Source organism: Nocardioides sp. Z38_18, assembly GCF_058215695.1.
The window spans coordinates 457671-472161 of sequence record NZ_JBZAJE010000003.1; the positions used below are offsets into that span (position 1 = coordinate 457671).

Here is a 14491-nt window from a genome sequence, read left to right on the forward strand (position 1 = left end):
ACTGTATAGTCATGCACATGTCGTCAACGCGTGTCGCCGTCGCCGGAGCCAGTGGGTACGCCGGGGGCGAGGTGCTGCGGATCCTGCTCTCCCACCCCGAGGTCGAGATCGGCGCCCTCACCGGCGGCTCGAACGCCGGCGAGAGCCTGGCCAAGCTGCAGCCCCACCTGGTCCCGCTCGCCGACCGCGTCCTGGAGAAGACCACGCCGGAGACCCTCGCGGGTCACGACGTGGTCTTCCTGGCGCTCCCGCACGGCCAGTCCGGCGCGGTCGCCGAGCAGCTGGCCGAGTCCTCGCCCGAGACGGTGGTGATCGACTGCGGTGCCGACTTCCGGCTCACCGACGAGTCGCTGTGGACGAAGTTCTACGACGCCGCGGGCGACACCCCCTGGGCCGGTTCCTGGCCCTACGGCCTCCCCGAGCTCCCCGGGCAGCGGGAGGTCCTGGCCGGCGCGCGTCGGATCGCCGTTCCCGGCTGCTACCCCACGATCTCCACGCTGGTGCTGGCACCGGCCGTGGCGGCGGGCCTGGTGGACACCGACGAGCTCGTGGTGGTCGCCGTGTCCGGCACGAGCGGTGCCGGCAAGGCCGCGAAGACCAACCTGCTCGGCAGCGAGGTGATGGGCTCGGCCTCGGCGTACGGCGTCGGCGGAGTGCACCGGCACACGCCCGAGATCCTGCAGAACCTCGGCGGCCTCACCGAGGAGTCCGTCAAGGTGAGCTTCACCCCGGTCCTCGTGCCGATGCCGCGCGGCATCCTGGCCACGGCCAGTGCACCGGTCAAGGACGGGGTCACCGCGGACGACCTGCGCGCCTGCTACGCCAAGGCGTACGCCGACGAGCCGTTCGTCCACGTGCTGCCAGAGGGGCAGTGGCCCGCCACCAAGTCGGTCACCGGCTCCAACAGCGTGCACCTGCAGGTGACGCTGGACCCCGACGGCGGGGGAGACTCGGGCCGGATGGTCGTGGTCGGTGCCGTGGACAACCTGGCCAAGGGCACCGGCGGAGCGGCGGTGCAGTGCATGAACCTCGCGCTGGGACTGCCCGAGCAGACCGGCCTCACCACCGTAGGGCTGGCGCCGTGAGCGGCGAGTCCGGCGAGGCCGCCGAGACCGCTGGGTCCGGCGACCCGCTCGACGTGAGCGACCTCGTCTCGACCTTCACCCTCGAGCAGTTCCCCGAGAAGCTCGCCGTCGTACGCCTGGGTGCCGGCGCCGAGGTGCCGAGCTGGGCCGAGTCGTCGTCGCTGTTCTCGGTGACCGCGACAGCGCTGGAGACCAGCGTGGTCTGCGCGATGCGCAGCGTGCCCCGGAAGGCCAAGCACGCGGGGCCGTTCACCGCCTTCGCCGTGCAGGGCCCGCTCGACCTCGCCAAGACCGGCGTCCTCTCCACACTGCTGCTGCCCCTGGCGGCAGCCGAGATCAGCGTGTTCACCATCTCCACCTTCGACACCGACTGGATCCTGGTGCCGATCAACGACGCCGAGCGCGCCGCCGAGGAATGGCGACGATCGGGCCACGAGGTCGTCGTCGCCGTGCCGGTGAAGCCGGAGCGGCCCGATCGACCCGACCGTGACCAGTCGCGATCCAAGACCCAGGAGAAGAAGAGCAGATGAGCGTCACCCACCCCGCCGGCTTCACCGCAGCCGGCGTCGAAGCAGGCCTGAAGAGCAGCGGCGGCAAGGACCTGGCCCTGGTGGTCAACACCGGGCCCCAGCACGACTCCGCCTCGGTGTTCACCGCCAACCGGTGCAAGGCCAACCCGATCCTGTGGAGCCAGGAGGTGGTCAAGGACGGCATCGTGCGCGCTGTCGTGCTGAACTCCGGCGGTGCCAACTGCTACACCGGCGCCGAGGGCTTCCAGACCACCCACGCGGTCGCCGAGCAGGTCGCGGCGGGACTCGGCATCGGCGCCCTTGACGTGGTGGTGTGCTCCACCGGCCTGATCGGGTTGAGCAACCCGCGCGAGAACCTCCTCAAGGGCGTCGACGAGTGCCTCTCCACGCTCAGTGAGGACGGCGGCACCGCTGCCGCCGAGGCGATCATGACGACCGACTCGGTGAGCAAGCAGGTGGTCGTCGAGGGGCCCGGCGGTGGTGGCTGGTCGATCGGCGGGATGGCGAAGGGCGCCGGCATGCTGGCCCCGCAGCTGGCGACCATGCTCGTCGTACTCACCACCGACGCAGTGGTCCCCGCAGCCGACCTCGACAAGGCCCTGCGCACGGCCACCCGGCTCACCTTCGACCGGCTCGACTCCGACGGCTGCATGTCCACCAACGACACCGTGACGCTGATGGCGAGCGGTGCCAGCGGCGTGACCCCGCCCCTCGACGACTTCACCGAGGCGCTGACCCAGGCCTGCACCGACCTCGCGATGCAGCTGGTCAAGGACGCCGAGGGCGCCGACCACGAGATCGCCATCACCGTGCTGCACGCCGCCTCCGAGGAGGACGCGCTCGAGGTCGGCCGCAGCGTGGCCCGCAGCAACCTGTTCAAGGCAGCCGTCTTCGGCAAGGACCCCAACTGGGGCCGCGTGCTGGCCAGCATCGGCACCACCGAGGCCGCCTTCGACCCCGCAGACCTCGACGTCGCGATGAACGGTGTCTGGGTGTGCCGGGAGTCCACTCCCGCCGAGGACCCCGCGGGTGTCGACCTCGAGGACCGGGAGGTCAGCGTGACGATCGACCTCAAGTCCGGCACCGAGCGGGCGACGATCTGGACCAACGACCTCACCCACGCCTACGTCCACGAGAACAGCGCGTACTCCTCATGAGCACTCCGAGCAACAGCCGGCCCTACTCCACCCGTCCCGCCGAGGTCCTCGCCGGCGCCCTGCCGTGGCTGATGAAGTACCACGACAAGGTCGTCGTGGTGAAGTACGGCGGCAACGCGATGATCGACGACGAGCTGAAGAAGGCCTTCGCCGAGGACATCGCGTTCCTGCGCTTCGCCGGGTTCAGGCCAGTCGTCGTGCACGGCGGCGGCCCGCAGATCTCCACGATGCTCGACAAGCTCGGCATCGAGTCGGAGTTCAAGGGCGGCCTGCGCGTCACCACGCCCGAGGCCATGGACGTCGTCCGGATGGTCCTGGTGGGCAAGGTGCAGCGCGAGCTCGTCGGGCTGATCAACCACCACGGCCACATCGCCGTCGGCCTCTCCGGGGAGGACGCGGGCCTGTTCACCGCCCGGGCGACCAACACCGTCATCGACGGCGAGAGCGTCGACCTCGGCCTGGTCGGTGAGGTCGAGCACGTGCGTCCCGAGGCCGTCCTCGATCTCGTCGAGGCAGGACGGATCCCGGTGATCTCCAGCGTCGCCCCCGACCTGGACGGCGTGGTGCTCAACGTCAACGCGGACACGGCCGCCGCGGCCCTGGCCATCGCGCTGAAGGCCGAGAAGCTGATGGTGCTCACCGATGTGGAGGGCCTCTACCGCGACTGGCCCAACAGCGACGACGTGATCCAGGAGATCAGCCCGGAGGCACTGGCCGAGCTGATGCCGAGCCTGGACAGCGGCATGGTCCCGAAGATGCAGGCCTGCTACGACGCGGTCACCGGGGGAGTCCCCCGCGCCACGGTCGTGGACGGACGCGAGCCGCACTCCGTGCTCCTCGAGCTGTTCACCGCCGAGGGCGTCGGCACCCAGGTCCTCCCCGGGATCGAGACCCGCCTGCGCAAGGCCTACGCGAGCGGCCAGCCGAAGGACTCCAAGTCATGAGCGAGCTGCAGGCGCGCTACTCCGACGCGCTGATGAACACCTTCGGTCCTCCCAAGCTGGTGCTCGCCCGCGGCGAGGGTGCGCACGTGTGGGACGACGCGGGGAAGCAGTACCTCGACCTGCTCGGGGGCATCGCGGTGAACTCGCTCGGCCACGCCCACCCGGCCCTGGTCGAGGCCGTCACCACGCAGCTGCAGACCCTGGGCCATGTCTCGAACTTCTTCGCGACCGAGCCGCAGGTGCGCCTGGCCGAGCGGCTCCTGGAGCTGCTCGCCGGCAACAGCTGGTCGAGCAGCGAGCGAAGCGAGCGGTCAGTCGAGACCAGTCACGGGGCCTCGGGCAAGGTCTTCTTCACCAACTCCGGCGCCGAGGCCAACGAGGCCGCCTTCAAGCTCACCCGCCGCACCGGGCGCACGCACGTCGTCGCGACCGAGGGCGGCTTCCACGGCCGCACGATGGGTGCCCTCGCGCTGACCTCCAAGGCCGCCTACCGCGAGCCGTTCGAGCCGCTGCCCGGCGGCGTCACGTTCGTGCCGTACGGCGACGCCGACGCGCTCGCCGCGGCCGTGACCGACGAGACCGCAGCCGTGCTCCTCGAGCCGCTGCAGGGCGAGGCCGGGGTGGTCGCGCCGGGGCTGGACTACCTCCGCCGTGCCCGCGAGATCACCCGGGAGCACGGGGCGCTGCTGTGGCTCGACGAGATCCAGACCGGGATCGGCCGCACCGGCAGCTGGTTCGCCCACCACGACCCCGCCGTCGCCGCACCCCTGGACGGTCACGCCGACATCGTCACGCTGGCCAAGGGCCTCGCCGGTGGCTTCCCCATCGGTGCCTGCATCGCCACGGGTGCCGCAGCCGACCTGCTCCAGCCCGGCAACCACGGGACCACCTTCGGCGGCAACCCGGTCGCGTGTGCGGCCGCGCTGGCGGTCCTCGAGGTGATCGAGAAGGAGAACCTGCTCGCCGAGGTGACCGAGCGCGGGCAGCACCTGCGCGAGGGCCTCGCGGCCGACGACCGCGTCACCGAGGTGCGCGGAGCCGGGCTGCTGATCGGGCTCGACCTCAGCGAGCCCCGCTCCGCGGAGGTCACCGCGGCTGCCCTGGACGCCGGGTTCATCATCAACAACCCGACCCCCGAGCGGATCCGGCTGGCGCCGCCGCTGGTGCTCACCGGTGCCCAGGCCGACTCGTTCCTCGCCGCGTGGCCGGGCATCCTCGACGCCGGCTACGGGAGCTCGTCGTGACGCGGCACTTCCTGCGCGACGACGACCTGGACCCCACCCAGCAGGCCCGTGTGCTCGCCCTCGCGGGTGCGTTCAAGGCCGCGCCGTACGACGCGAAGCCGCTGGCGGGCCCCCGCACGGTCGCGGTGCTCTTCGACAAGCCGACCCTGCGCACCCAGGCCTCGTTCGCCTCGGGCATCGCGGAGCTCGGCGGGTTCCCGATGATCATCGACGGCTCCCTGGCGCAGATCGGCGTGCGGGAGTCGATCGCCGACACCGCCCGCGTCCTCGGTCGCCAGGCCTCGGTCGTGGTGTGGCGCACGCACGAGCAGGCGCGGCTCGAGGAGATGGCCGAGCACGCCGGAGTGCCGGTCGTGAACGCGCTCACCGACGAGTTCCACCCGTGCCAGACGCTCGCCGACCTGCTCACGATCAAGGAGCACCGCGGCGAGCTGGCCGGGCAGCTGCTCACCTTCGTCGGTGACGCCGCCTGCAACATGGGGCACAGCTATCTGCTCGCCGGCGTCACCGCCGGGATGCACGTGCGGGTCAGCGGACCCGACGCCTACCGGCCCGCCGAGTCGGTGCTGGCCCGAGCCCAGGAGATCGCCCGCGGCACCGGCGGTTCCGCGGAGTTCGTCGCGGACCCGGTCAAGGCCGCGACCGACGCCGACGTGCTCGCCACCGACACCTGGCTCTCCATGGGCCGCGAGGCCGAGGCCGAGGCACGGGCCGAGGCGTTCGCCCCGTGGCAGCTCAACGCCGAGCTGCTCGCTGCGGCGGCCGACGACGCGATCGTGCTGCACTGCCTGCCGGCCTACCGTGGCAAGGAGATCACCGCCGAGGTGATCGACGGCCCGCGCAGCGTCGTGTGGGACGAGGCGGAGAACCGCCGTCACGTGCAGAAGGCGGTCCTTGCCTGGCTGCTCGAGCGAGAGGAGGCCTGATGAGTGAGCACGCCCATTTCCCGGGCACCAAGAGCGCCCGGCAGCAGCGCATCGTCGAGCTCCTGGAGACCGGTCAGGTCCGTTCGCAGACCGATCTCGCGGAGGGGTTGATCGCCGACGGCTTCTCGGTGACCCAGGCGACGCTCTCGCGTGACCTCGTCGAGCTCGGTGCCTTCAAGGTGCGCACCGCCAGCGGCGCGCTGGTCTACGCCGTACCTGCCGAGGGTGGGGACCGCACCCCGGTGCTGCGCGACTCCGCGGCCACCGAGGCCCGGCTCTCCAAGCTCTGCGCCGAGCTGCTCGTCTCGGCCGAGTCGACCGCCAACATGGTGGTGCTGCGCACCCCGCCCGGCGCCGCGAACTTCCTGGCCGCGGCGATGGACCGGGCCGAGCTCGGCGACGTGCTGGGCACGATCGCGGGCGACGACACCGTGCTGGTGATCTCCCGGGACCCGCAGGGGGGAGCGGTGCTCCAGCAACGCTTCCTGGACCTCGCCAACGGGACCAGCCGAATCTCGCCGCCTCCGGCGGCCGCCCCGTAGATCGACCCAGCAGACCAGACAACGGTGCTCGGGCCGCGAGCCGCTGAGTGCGCGCAGCCGACCACCCACCAAAGACTTCGAGGAGCAACGCATGAGCAAGGTCCTGACCTCACTTCCCACCGGCGAGAGGGTCGGCATCGCCTTCTCCGGCGGCCTGGACACCTCCGTGGCCGTGGCCTGGATGCGGGAGAACGGTGCGGTCCCGTGCACCTACACCGCGGACATCGGCCAGTACGACGAGCCTGACATCGCCGGCGTACCCGGCCGTGCGGCGCTCTACGGCGCCGAGATCTCGCGCCTGGTCGACTGCCGCCAGGCACTGGTCGAGGAGGGGCTCGCGGCGCTGGCCTGCGGCGCCTTCCACATCCGCTCCGGCGGCCGCGTCTACTTCAACACCACCCCGCTCGGCAGGGCCGTCACCGGCACGATGCTGGTGCGCGCGATGCACGAGGACGGCGTTGACATCTGGGGTGACGGCTCCACGTTCAAGGGCAACGACATCGAGCGGTTCTACCGCTACGGGCTGATGGCGAACCCCGAGCTGCGGATCTACAAGCCCTGGCTCGACGCCGACTTCGTCGACCAGCTCGGCGGCCGTGCGGAGATGAGCCAGTGGCTCACCGAGCACGACCTGCCCTACCGCGACAGCAAGGAGAAGGCGTACTCCACCGACGCCAACATCTGGGGCGCCACCCACGAGGCCAAGATGCTCGAGCACCTCGACGTCTCCCTGGAGACCGTTGAGCCGATCATGGGCGTGAAGTTCTGGGACCCCTCGGTGGCCATCGAGACCGAGGACGTCACGATCCGCTTCGAGGCCGGCCGTCCCGTGGAGATCAACGGCACCAAGTACGACGACGCGGTGCAGCTGGTGATGAAGGCCAACGAGATCGGCGGGCGTCACGGTCTCGGGATGAGTGACCAGATCGAGAACCGGATCATCGAGGCCAAGTCGCGTGGCATCTACGAGGCCCCGGGCATGGCGCTGCTGTGGATCGCCTACGAGCGGCTCCTGAACGCCGTACACAACGAGGACACGATCGCCAGCTACCACGAGCAGGGCCGCAACCTGGGCCGGCTGCTCTACGAAGGCCGCTGGCTGGACCCGCAGGCGCTGATGCAGCGGGAGGCGATCCAGCGCTGGATCGCGTCGCTGGTCACCGGCGAGGTCACGGTGCGGCTGCGTCGCGGCGAGGACTACACCGTGCTCGCCACCAGCGGGGAGAACTTCTCCTACCACCCGGACAAGCTCTCGATGGAGCGCACCGAGCACGCGGCCTTCGGCCCGACCGACCGGATCGGCCAGCTCACCATGCGCAACCTCGACATCGCCGACTCCCGGGCCAAGCTGGAGCTCTACGCAGCCCAGCCGCTCGACCAGGGCCAGGTGCTCGTCGAGAACGGGACGCTGTACGGCGAGCTCGAGCCCGGCGGCGCCGACCGCATCTCCCGCAACCCCGCCGCCGAGGCCGACGCCAGCGACCGCGTCCTCGACGACGTGGCGATGGAGATGGGCACCGACTGAGGGTCCCCCCAACCGCACAATTGTTGGATTGGGACGTCGAGAACGGTCCGCGGGACGTCACAAGCCAACATTTGTGGGGCTCCGCCCCCGCGCGACCGCCCCACCCCGTCCCGCCACCCACCTGACCTGCTACGAAGGACACCATGAGCGACACGAACACCGGCAAGTTGTGGGGCGGCCGGTTCGCCGGTGGGCCGAGTCCCGAGCTCGAGGCGCTCTCGCGCAGCACCCACTTCGACTGGCGGCTGGCGAGCTATGACCTCGACGGGTCGCGGGCGCACGCGCGGGCGCTGCACCAGGCAGGGCTGCTCAGCGACGAGGAGCTCGACGGCCTCCTCGACGGCATCGACGAGCTGGACCGCCGGGTGCGGGCCGGTGAGCTGGTGCCGCAGCCCTCGGACGAGGACGTCCACGGCGCGCTCGAGGGGGCGCTGGTGGAGCTGCTCGGTCCCGACCTCGGCGGCAAGCTGCGCGCCGGGCGCAGCCGCAACGACCAGATCGCGACCCTGTTCAAGGTGTTCCTGCGCGACCACGGCCGGGTGATCGCCGGTCTGGTCCTGGACCTGGTCGACGCGATCGCGGCGCAGGCCGAACGGCACCACGGCGCGATCATGCCGGGGCGCACGCACCTCCAGCACGCCCAGCCGGTGCTGCTCAGCCATCACCTGATGGCGCACGCGTGGCCGCTGGTGCGCGACGTCGCGCGGCTGCGCGACTGGGACGCACGGGTCGCGGCGGACTCGCCGTACGGCTCCGGCGCCCTGGCCGGCTCCAGCCTGGGGCTCGACCCGGAGGTGGTCGCCCGCGACCTCGGGTTCACCGGCAGCACGCCCAACTCGATCGACGGGACCGCCGCGCGCGACTTCGTCGCGGAGTTCGCGTTCGTGACCGCGATGATCGGCGTCGACGTGAGTCGCCAGGCCGAGGAGATCATCGTCTGGGCCACCCGCGAGTTCGGGTTCGTCGCGCTCGACGACGCCTTCTCCACCGGGTCCAGCATCATGCCGCAGAAGAAGAACCCCGACATCGCCGAGCTCGCGCGCGGCAAGTCGGGCCGGCTGATCGGCAACCTGACCGGCCTGCTCGCCACGCTCAAGGCGCTGCCGCTGGCCTACAACCGTGACCTGCAGGAGGACAAGGAGCCGGTCTTCGACTCCGTGGACACCCTGGAGGTGCTGCTGCCGGCCTTCACCGGCCAGGTGGCCACGCTGCGCTACGACACCGAGCGGATGGCCGAGCTGGCCCCGCAGGGGTTCTCGCTGGCCACCGACATCGCCGAGTGGCTGGTCCGCGAGGGCGTCCCCTTCCGGGTCGCCCACGAGCTCGCGGGTGCGTGCGTACGCCGCTGCGAGGAGCTCGGCGTCGAGCTCGACGAGCTCACCGACGAGCAGTTCGCGCAGATCGACCCGCGGCTCACGCCGGAGGTCCGTGACGTGCTCACCACGCAGGGCTCGGTCGCCTCGCGCACCGGCCGCGGCGGGACCGCGCCCCAGCGGGTCGCCGAGCAGCTCGACGAGCTCCGGGCGGCGGTGGCGGAGCACCGCAGCTGGCTGCGATGAGCGCCGGGGGCGGGCTGCTCGACGTACTGACCAGACCGGTCCTCGAGGCAGCACCCCGCCTGCTCGGCGCCACCTTCACCCACGGCGGCGTCAGCATCCGGCTCACCGAGGTCGAGGCGTACGACGGGACCAGCGACCCCGGCTCGCACGCGCACCGCGGGATGACCGACCGCAACGCGGTGATGTTCGGGCCGGCCGGTCGGCTCTACGTCTACTTCACCTACGGGATGCACCACTGCTGCAACGTCGCCTGCGGGCCGGACGGCGAGGCCAGTGCGGTGCTGCTCCGGGCAGGGGAGGTGGTGGACGGGATCGAGCTCGCACGCGAGCGCCGGCCGGGCTCCACCGACCGCGACCTGGCCCGCGGGCCGGGGCGACTGTGCAAGGCCATGGGGATCACTCGCGATGACAACGGGATCGACCTGCGTGACAGCCTGCGGCCGGGACCACCGGTGGAGTCGGTCTCCACAGGCCCCCGCGTCGGCCTGCGTCTTGCCGCCGACCGTCCCTGGCGCTTCTGGGTGAGCGGCGACCCGACGGTGAGCCGCTACGTGGCGGCCAAGCCCCGGGCACGCGAGGTCACCGAGCGCTGAGCAGCGCCCCGCTCAGTGGTACAGCTGCCTCGCGTTCGCCGGGATGTCGGTGATCACGCCGTCCACCCGCATGTCCCACAGCGACTTCAGCTGCGTCTGGCTCGCAGCCGTCCAGGCCCACACCGCGAGGCCGGCGGCACGGAACGCCGCCACCCTGGCCGCGGTCAGCCCCGACTGGTTGGGCCCGGCGATGGTGGCTCCGCTCGCCCTCACCGAGGCCGGTGTGGCCGAGGAGCTCACCAGGAACACGAAGGTCAGCCGGCCCTCGAGGGCCCGCAGGCGGGGGAAGAGCGCGGGGAAGAACGACTGCACGAAGGTGCGCGAGACCATGTCGTTGACCTGCAGCGTCGTCACGAGGCCGCCGAGGTGCTCGTCGGTGAGGCGCGCGTTGTTGAGCCCGCTGTCCTTGACCTCCGGGGCGATGGGCTTGCCGATGCCGGCGGCGTACTCCACCGCCTCGGTGAAGCTGGGGACGCGCTGGGCACCGATGTCGGTCAGGCACAGGGCCTGGATCTGCGCCAGCTCCCAGTCGGCGACCCGGCCGGCGCAGTTGGTCGTCCGGTCCAGGGTGCCGTCGTGCATCAGCACGAACTGCCCGTCGGCGGTCAGCTGCAGGTCGAACTCGAGGATGTCGGCGGTGAGGGCGGCGTAGCGCATCGACGCCATCGTGTTCTCCGGGACGTTCGCGACCCGGGCGCCGCGGTGGCCCAGGATGACCGGTGGGGGAGCCGGTGCGACCACCCTCGGCGTGGGCGGCGGCTTCGGTTTGGGCTTCGGCTTGTTCCGCCGTACGACCTCGCGGTAGATGAGGTTCCAGGTGCGCATGTTGACGCGGCCGTTGGCCCGCAGCCCCATCTGGCGTTGGAACCGCTTCACCGCCCGCACCGTGGGGGCGCGGTAGCGCCGGTCCACCTGCTTTCGCGGCAGCAGGTGGAGCTGGTTCAGCCGCACCTCCAGGGTGCGCACCTTCGCACCCTTGCTGCCGCGGTGGAGGTTCCACGAGCCGGCCGTCGCCGGGGGCGCCGCCCAGGCGACGGCACACAGCACCGTGGTGATGACTGCGGCAGCGCGCAAGTACTTCTTCATGGTGCCCTCGCGAATCCCGAGACTTTAGGTCTCCAGCGTAGGCGGCGGGTGGTCCTCACGTGGGCTGATCGCTCGGTTGATGCCTCGGGTGGGTAACGTGACCCTGACTCCGTTGCCCGACGAAAGGCGTCCCCGATGCCCACCCGCGAACACCTCTACAGCGTCGTCGCCACCCTCCAACCCGTGGTCTACGGGGTGTCGGCCCAGGAGATGGAGGCGCCCACCCCGTGCACCGAGTACGACGTGCGCACGGTCGCCAACCACATGCTGGGCACGGTCGAGGCGATGCGTCGCGTGGGGGCGGCGGAGCCGCTCGACCCGGAGGACCCCTGGGGCGTCAACGGCGACAACGTGCGGGAGCAGTGGCGCGACGACCTCAGCCAGAAGCTCACCGACTTCGCCAACGCGTGGAGCCAGCCCGAGGCCTGGGAGGGCGACGCCATGGACGGCGCGATGCCGCGGCAGCTGGTCGGCGACATGGGCTTCGTCGAGGTGATGCTGCACGGCTGGGACCTCGCGAAGGGGTCGGGCCAGGAGGTCGAGTACGACGACGGCGCGGTCGAGCGGGCCCTGGAGATCCTCGAGGTGATCGGTGGCCAGGGACGCGAGGGCGGCGCCTTCGGTCCCGAGGTGGAGGTCGCCGACGACGCGCCCACCTTCGCGAAGGTGCTGGCGAAGTCCGGTCGTGATCCCGAGTGGACCCGGTGAGCTCCGACTCCGTGAACCTCGACCCGCACCTGCTGGACGACCTCGTCTGGCGCGGCCTGATCGCGCACTCCACCGATCTCGACGCGCTGCGAGAGCTGCTGACCGAGCAGTCCGTGCGCTTCTACGTCGGGTTCGACCCGACCGCGCCCAGCCTGCACATGGGCAACCTGGTCCAGCTGCTCACGGCCAAGCGCCTCCAGCTCGCCGGGCACACGCCGTACGCCCTGGTGGGTGGGGCGACCGGCATGATCGGCGACCCCCGTGACTCCGGCGAGCGCACGCTCAACTCGCTGGACACCGTCAAGGAGTGGGTGGAGAAGGTCCACCGCCAGATCGAGCCGTTCCTCGACTTCGAGGGGCCCAACGCGGCCACGATGGTGAACAACTACGACTGGACCGCGAGCCTGTCCACGATCGACTTCCTGCGCGACATCGGCAAGCACTTCCCGGTCAACCGGATGCTGGCCCGCGACGTGGTGAAGAGCCGGCTCGAGGCGGGGATCAGCTTCACCGAGTTCAGCTACGTCCTGCTGCAGTCGATGGACTTTCTCAACCTCTACCGCGACCACGGCGTGCGGCTGCAGTTCGGCGGCAGCGACCAGTGGGGGAACCTCACCGGCGGGGTGGAGCTGATCCGTCGCCACGACGGTGGCAAGGCCCACGCCTTCGCGACACCACTGGTCACCAAGGCCGACGGCACCAAGTACGGCAAGACCGAGGGCGGTGCCCTCTGGCTGGACCCGCAGATGCTCTCGCCGTACGCCTTCCACCAGTTCTGGCTCAACGTCGAGGACGAGAAGGTCGGCGAGCTGCTGCGCATCTTCACCTTCCTCCCGCGGGAGGAGATCGAGGCGCTGGAGGCCCTGACGGCCGAGAAGCCGTTCCTGCGCGCAGGCCAGAAGGCGCTTGCGGACGCGGTCACGACCGAGGTGCACGGAGCGGGGGAGACCGAGAACGCGAAGGCTGCTGCGGCGGCGCTGTTCGGTGGCGGCGACCTGCGCGAGCTGAGTGACGAGACCCTGGCCGCAGCGCTGCGCGAGGCCGGGGCGACCCAGGTGCCCCGGGGGACCTCGGTGGTGGACCTGCTGGTCGGGTCCGGGCTGGTCAAGAGCAAGGGCGAGGCCCGCAGGACGATCTCCGAGGGCGGGGCCTACCTGAACAACGAGCGGATCACCGACGTCGACCAGGTCCCCGGCGACGAGGACCTGATCGCCGGCAGCTGGCTGGTGCTGCGGCGGGGCAAGAAGAACCTCGCCGGCGTGGAGATGCGCTGACGGCGATGACGGCGCTCCACCGATGACGACGACGACGCCCCTGCGATGACGACGGGGGCGGGTCGCTGGCTCGACCAGGTGGAGGACCTTGCCCGGGAGAGGCTCCCCGAGCCGATCCTGCGCTACGTCGCCGAGGGCGCCCGGGCCGAGATCACGCTCCACGAGGCCGTCGCGGCCTGGGACTCGATCCGGGTCGCACCGCGGGTGCTGCGCGACGTACGCCGGATCGACACCACCGCTGATCTGCTCGGTACCCGCTTCCGGCTGCCCCTGGGTGTCGCCCCGATGACCCTGCAGCGCGCCGCCCACCCCGAGGGGGAGGTCGCGATGGCGCGGGCCGCGGCCGCGGCCGGGGCGCCCGTCGTGGTCTCGAGCAACGCCGGAAGCACCTTCGCGCAGATCCAGGAGACGGGTGCCGTGTGGTGGCTGCAGGCCTACCTCACCCAGGACCGCCGCGAGATGCTGCAGCTGCTCGACGCCGCGACCCTCGCCGGCGCCGCCGCGGTGGTGCTCACGGTGGACACCCCGGTGGTGGGCACCCGTTACCCGGGCGCGGGAGCCCAGCGCGTGTGGGAGGTGGCCGACCCGACGTGGGTGGGCGCGAACGCGCCGGGTGGCGCCGCGCTCGAACCAGGGGACCGTGCCAAGGCGATGGACCTCGGGCCGCGGGACCTCGCGTGGCTGCGGGAGGTGACCGGACTCCCCGTGGTGGTCAAGGGCGTCCTGCGGGGAGACGACGCGCAGCTGTGCGCCGAGGCCGGGGTGGACGCGGTGTGGGTCTCCAACCACGGAGGCCGGCAGCTCGACCAGACCGTGGCGACGGCGCACGCCCTGGCCGGGGTGCGGTCCGCCGTCGGGGACGGCGTCGAGGTGTACGTCGACGGGGGAGTGCGCTCGGGACTGCACGCGATGCTGGCTCTGGCCCTGGGAGCCGACGCAGTCTTCCTCGGCCGGCCGTTGTTCCTCGCGCTCGCCGCCGACGGCCAGGCGGGAGTGGCCCGCGCACTGGCCGAGCTGGAGACGGAACTGGTCGAGTCGCTGCGCCTCGCCGGGTGTGCGGACGCCGCCCAGACGCGGGGAATCGTCAGCCCTGCAAGGGCATCTGCCCCCCGAAGCGGCCTTGACCTGCGTGAACAGAGGCTGTGACGGGGGCCACTTCCTCTCGATTTGTCAGCACGGTGGACGGGCACTAATGTTCTTCTTGTTGGGCCGGAGAGTGCAGGACGCAGACCGCGAGGTCGAGCGGCCGGATCCGGACCAAAACCCCACATGGTTCACCTCAGCTGAGGTGGTTCGAGTGCGCGCAACTGCGGCCTCG

The 14491-nt window shown here is 71.3% G+C and carries 14 protein-coding genes; 13 read left to right on the forward strand and 1 reads right to left on the reverse strand.

All coding sequences use genetic code 11. The features are described 5' to 3' along the window. Positions 1–11: 11 nt before the first annotated feature. The 10 genes from argC to AC4BGC_RS21520 all read left to right on the forward strand — a co-directional run bounded on the left by argC (position 12) and on the right by AC4BGC_RS21520 (position 10105). Positions 12–1085: an N-acetyl-gamma-glutamyl-phosphate reductase gene (gene argC, locus AC4BGC_RS21475; protein ID WP_490557590.1), complete on the forward strand. Its 1074-nt coding sequence runs from the start codon at positions 12–14 to the stop codon at positions 1083–1085. After that, positions 1082–1615, forward strand: coding sequence for an ACT domain-containing protein (locus AC4BGC_RS21480; protein ID WP_490557591.1), 534 nt, complete (start codon positions 1082–1084; stop codon positions 1613–1615). Before argC ends, AC4BGC_RS21480 begins: the two co-directional genes overlap by 4 nt. Next, the gene (gene argJ / locus AC4BGC_RS21485; protein ID WP_490557592.1) at positions 1612–2772 is read left to right on the forward strand and encodes a bifunctional glutamate N-acetyltransferase/amino-acid acetyltransferase ArgJ; all 1161 of its coding nucleotides are present in this window, start codon (positions 1612–1614) and stop codon (positions 2770–2772) included. The genes AC4BGC_RS21480 and argJ overlap by 4 nt, the downstream gene beginning before the upstream one ends. Beyond that, the gene (gene argB / locus AC4BGC_RS21490) at positions 2769–3716 is read left to right on the forward strand and encodes an acetylglutamate kinase (protein WP_490548885.1); all 948 of its coding nucleotides are present in this window, start codon (positions 2769–2771) and stop codon (positions 3714–3716) included. Before argJ ends, argB begins: the two co-directional genes overlap by 4 nt. Further along, on the forward strand, positions 3713–4960 hold the full coding sequence (locus AC4BGC_RS21495; RefSeq protein ID WP_490557593.1) for an acetylornithine transaminase: 1248 nt from the start codon (positions 3713–3715) through the stop codon (positions 4958–4960). Before argB ends, AC4BGC_RS21495 begins: the two co-directional genes overlap by 4 nt. After that, complete coding sequence (gene argF / locus AC4BGC_RS21500; protein ID WP_490548887.1) at positions 4957–5886, forward strand: ornithine carbamoyltransferase; 930 nt, start codon at positions 4957–4959, stop codon at positions 5884–5886. The genes AC4BGC_RS21495 and argF overlap by 4 nt, the downstream gene beginning before the upstream one ends. Next, positions 5886–6428: an arginine repressor gene (locus AC4BGC_RS21505; protein ID WP_490548888.1), complete on the forward strand. Its 543-nt coding sequence runs from the start codon at positions 5886–5888 to the stop codon at positions 6426–6428. The genes argF and AC4BGC_RS21505 overlap by 1 nt, the downstream gene beginning before the upstream one ends. A 91-nt stretch (positions 6429–6519) precedes the next feature. Beyond that, positions 6520–7953: an argininosuccinate synthase gene (gene argG, locus AC4BGC_RS21510; protein ID WP_490557594.1), complete on the forward strand. Its 1434-nt coding sequence runs from the start codon at positions 6520–6522 to the stop codon at positions 7951–7953. Positions 7954–8096: 143 nt separating this feature from the next. Beyond that, positions 8097–9512, forward strand: coding sequence for an argininosuccinate lyase (gene argH / locus AC4BGC_RS21515; protein ID WP_490557595.1), 1416 nt, complete (start codon positions 8097–8099; stop codon positions 9510–9512). After that, positions 9509–10105, forward strand: a complete 597-nt coding sequence (locus AC4BGC_RS21520) for a DNA-3-methyladenine glycosylase (protein ID WP_490557596.1) — start codon at positions 9509–9511, stop codon at positions 10103–10105. The genes argH and AC4BGC_RS21520 overlap by 4 nt, the downstream gene beginning before the upstream one ends. A 12-nt stretch (positions 10106–10117) precedes the next feature. On the opposite strand, the gene AC4BGC_RS21525 is transcribed toward AC4BGC_RS21520, so the two are convergent. After that, positions 10118–11191, reverse strand: a complete 1074-nt coding sequence (locus AC4BGC_RS21525) for a glycerophosphodiester phosphodiesterase family protein (protein ID WP_490557597.1) — start codon at positions 11189–11191, stop codon at positions 10118–10120. A 135-nt stretch (positions 11192–11326) separates the two neighbouring features. Between AC4BGC_RS21525 and AC4BGC_RS21530 the strand changes: the two genes are divergently transcribed. From AC4BGC_RS21530 to AC4BGC_RS21540, 3 genes are read left to right on the forward strand one after another with little or no spacing between them, the layout of a single operon-like run. Next, on the forward strand, positions 11327–11899 hold the full coding sequence (locus tag AC4BGC_RS21530) for a TIGR03086 family metal-binding protein (protein WP_490548893.1): 573 nt from the start codon (positions 11327–11329) through the stop codon (positions 11897–11899). Positions 11900–11910: 11 nt separating this feature from the next. Then, on the forward strand, positions 11911–13173 hold the full coding sequence (gene tyrS / locus AC4BGC_RS21535) for a tyrosine--tRNA ligase (RefSeq protein WP_490548906.1): 1263 nt from the start codon (positions 11911–11913) through the stop codon (positions 13171–13173). A gap of 45 nt (positions 13174–13218) precedes the next feature. After that, positions 13219–14319: an alpha-hydroxy acid oxidase gene (locus AC4BGC_RS21540; protein WP_490557598.1), complete on the forward strand. Its 1101-nt coding sequence runs from the start codon at positions 13219–13221 to the stop codon at positions 14317–14319. The last annotated feature ends 172 nt before the right edge of the window (positions 14320–14491 follow it).

What these genes read in the sequence shown, in the direction of transcription:
- argC (WP_490557590.1), top strand. Translation starts at nt 12, where the DNA reads ATGCACATGTCGTCAACGCGTGTCGCCGTCGCCGGAGCCAGTGGGTAC.
- argJ (WP_490557592.1), top strand. Translation starts at nt 1,612, where the DNA reads ATGAGCGTCACCCACCCCGCCGGCTTCACCGCAGCCGGCGTCGAAGCA.
- argB (WP_490548885.1), top strand. Translation starts at nt 2,769, where the DNA reads ATGAGCACTCCGAGCAACAGCCGGCCCTACTCCACCCGTCCCGCCGAG.
- AC4BGC_RS21495 (WP_490557593.1), top strand. Translation starts at nt 3,713, where the DNA reads ATGAGCGAGCTGCAGGCGCGCTACTCCGACGCGCTGATGAACACCTTC.
- AC4BGC_RS21505 (WP_490548888.1), top strand. Translation starts at nt 5,886, where the DNA reads ATGAGTGAGCACGCCCATTTCCCGGGCACCAAGAGCGCCCGGCAGCAG.
- argG (WP_490557594.1), top strand. Translation starts at nt 6,520, where the DNA reads ATGAGCAAGGTCCTGACCTCACTTCCCACCGGCGAGAGGGTCGGCATC.
- argH (WP_490557595.1), top strand. Translation starts at nt 8,097, where the DNA reads ATGAGCGACACGAACACCGGCAAGTTGTGGGGCGGCCGGTTCGCCGGT.
- AC4BGC_RS21520 (WP_490557596.1), top strand. Translation starts at nt 9,509, where the DNA reads ATGAGCGCCGGGGGCGGGCTGCTCGACGTACTGACCAGACCGGTCCTC.
- AC4BGC_RS21525 (WP_490557597.1), bottom strand. Translation starts at nt 11,191, where the DNA reads ATGAAGAAGTACTTGCGCGCTGCCGCAGTCATCACCACGGTGCTGTGT.
- AC4BGC_RS21530 (WP_490548893.1), top strand. Translation starts at nt 11,327, where the DNA reads ATGCCCACCCGCGAACACCTCTACAGCGTCGTCGCCACCCTCCAACCC.
- AC4BGC_RS21540 (WP_490557598.1), top strand. Translation starts at nt 13,219, where the DNA reads ATGACGACGGGGGCGGGTCGCTGGCTCGACCAGGTGGAGGACCTTGCC.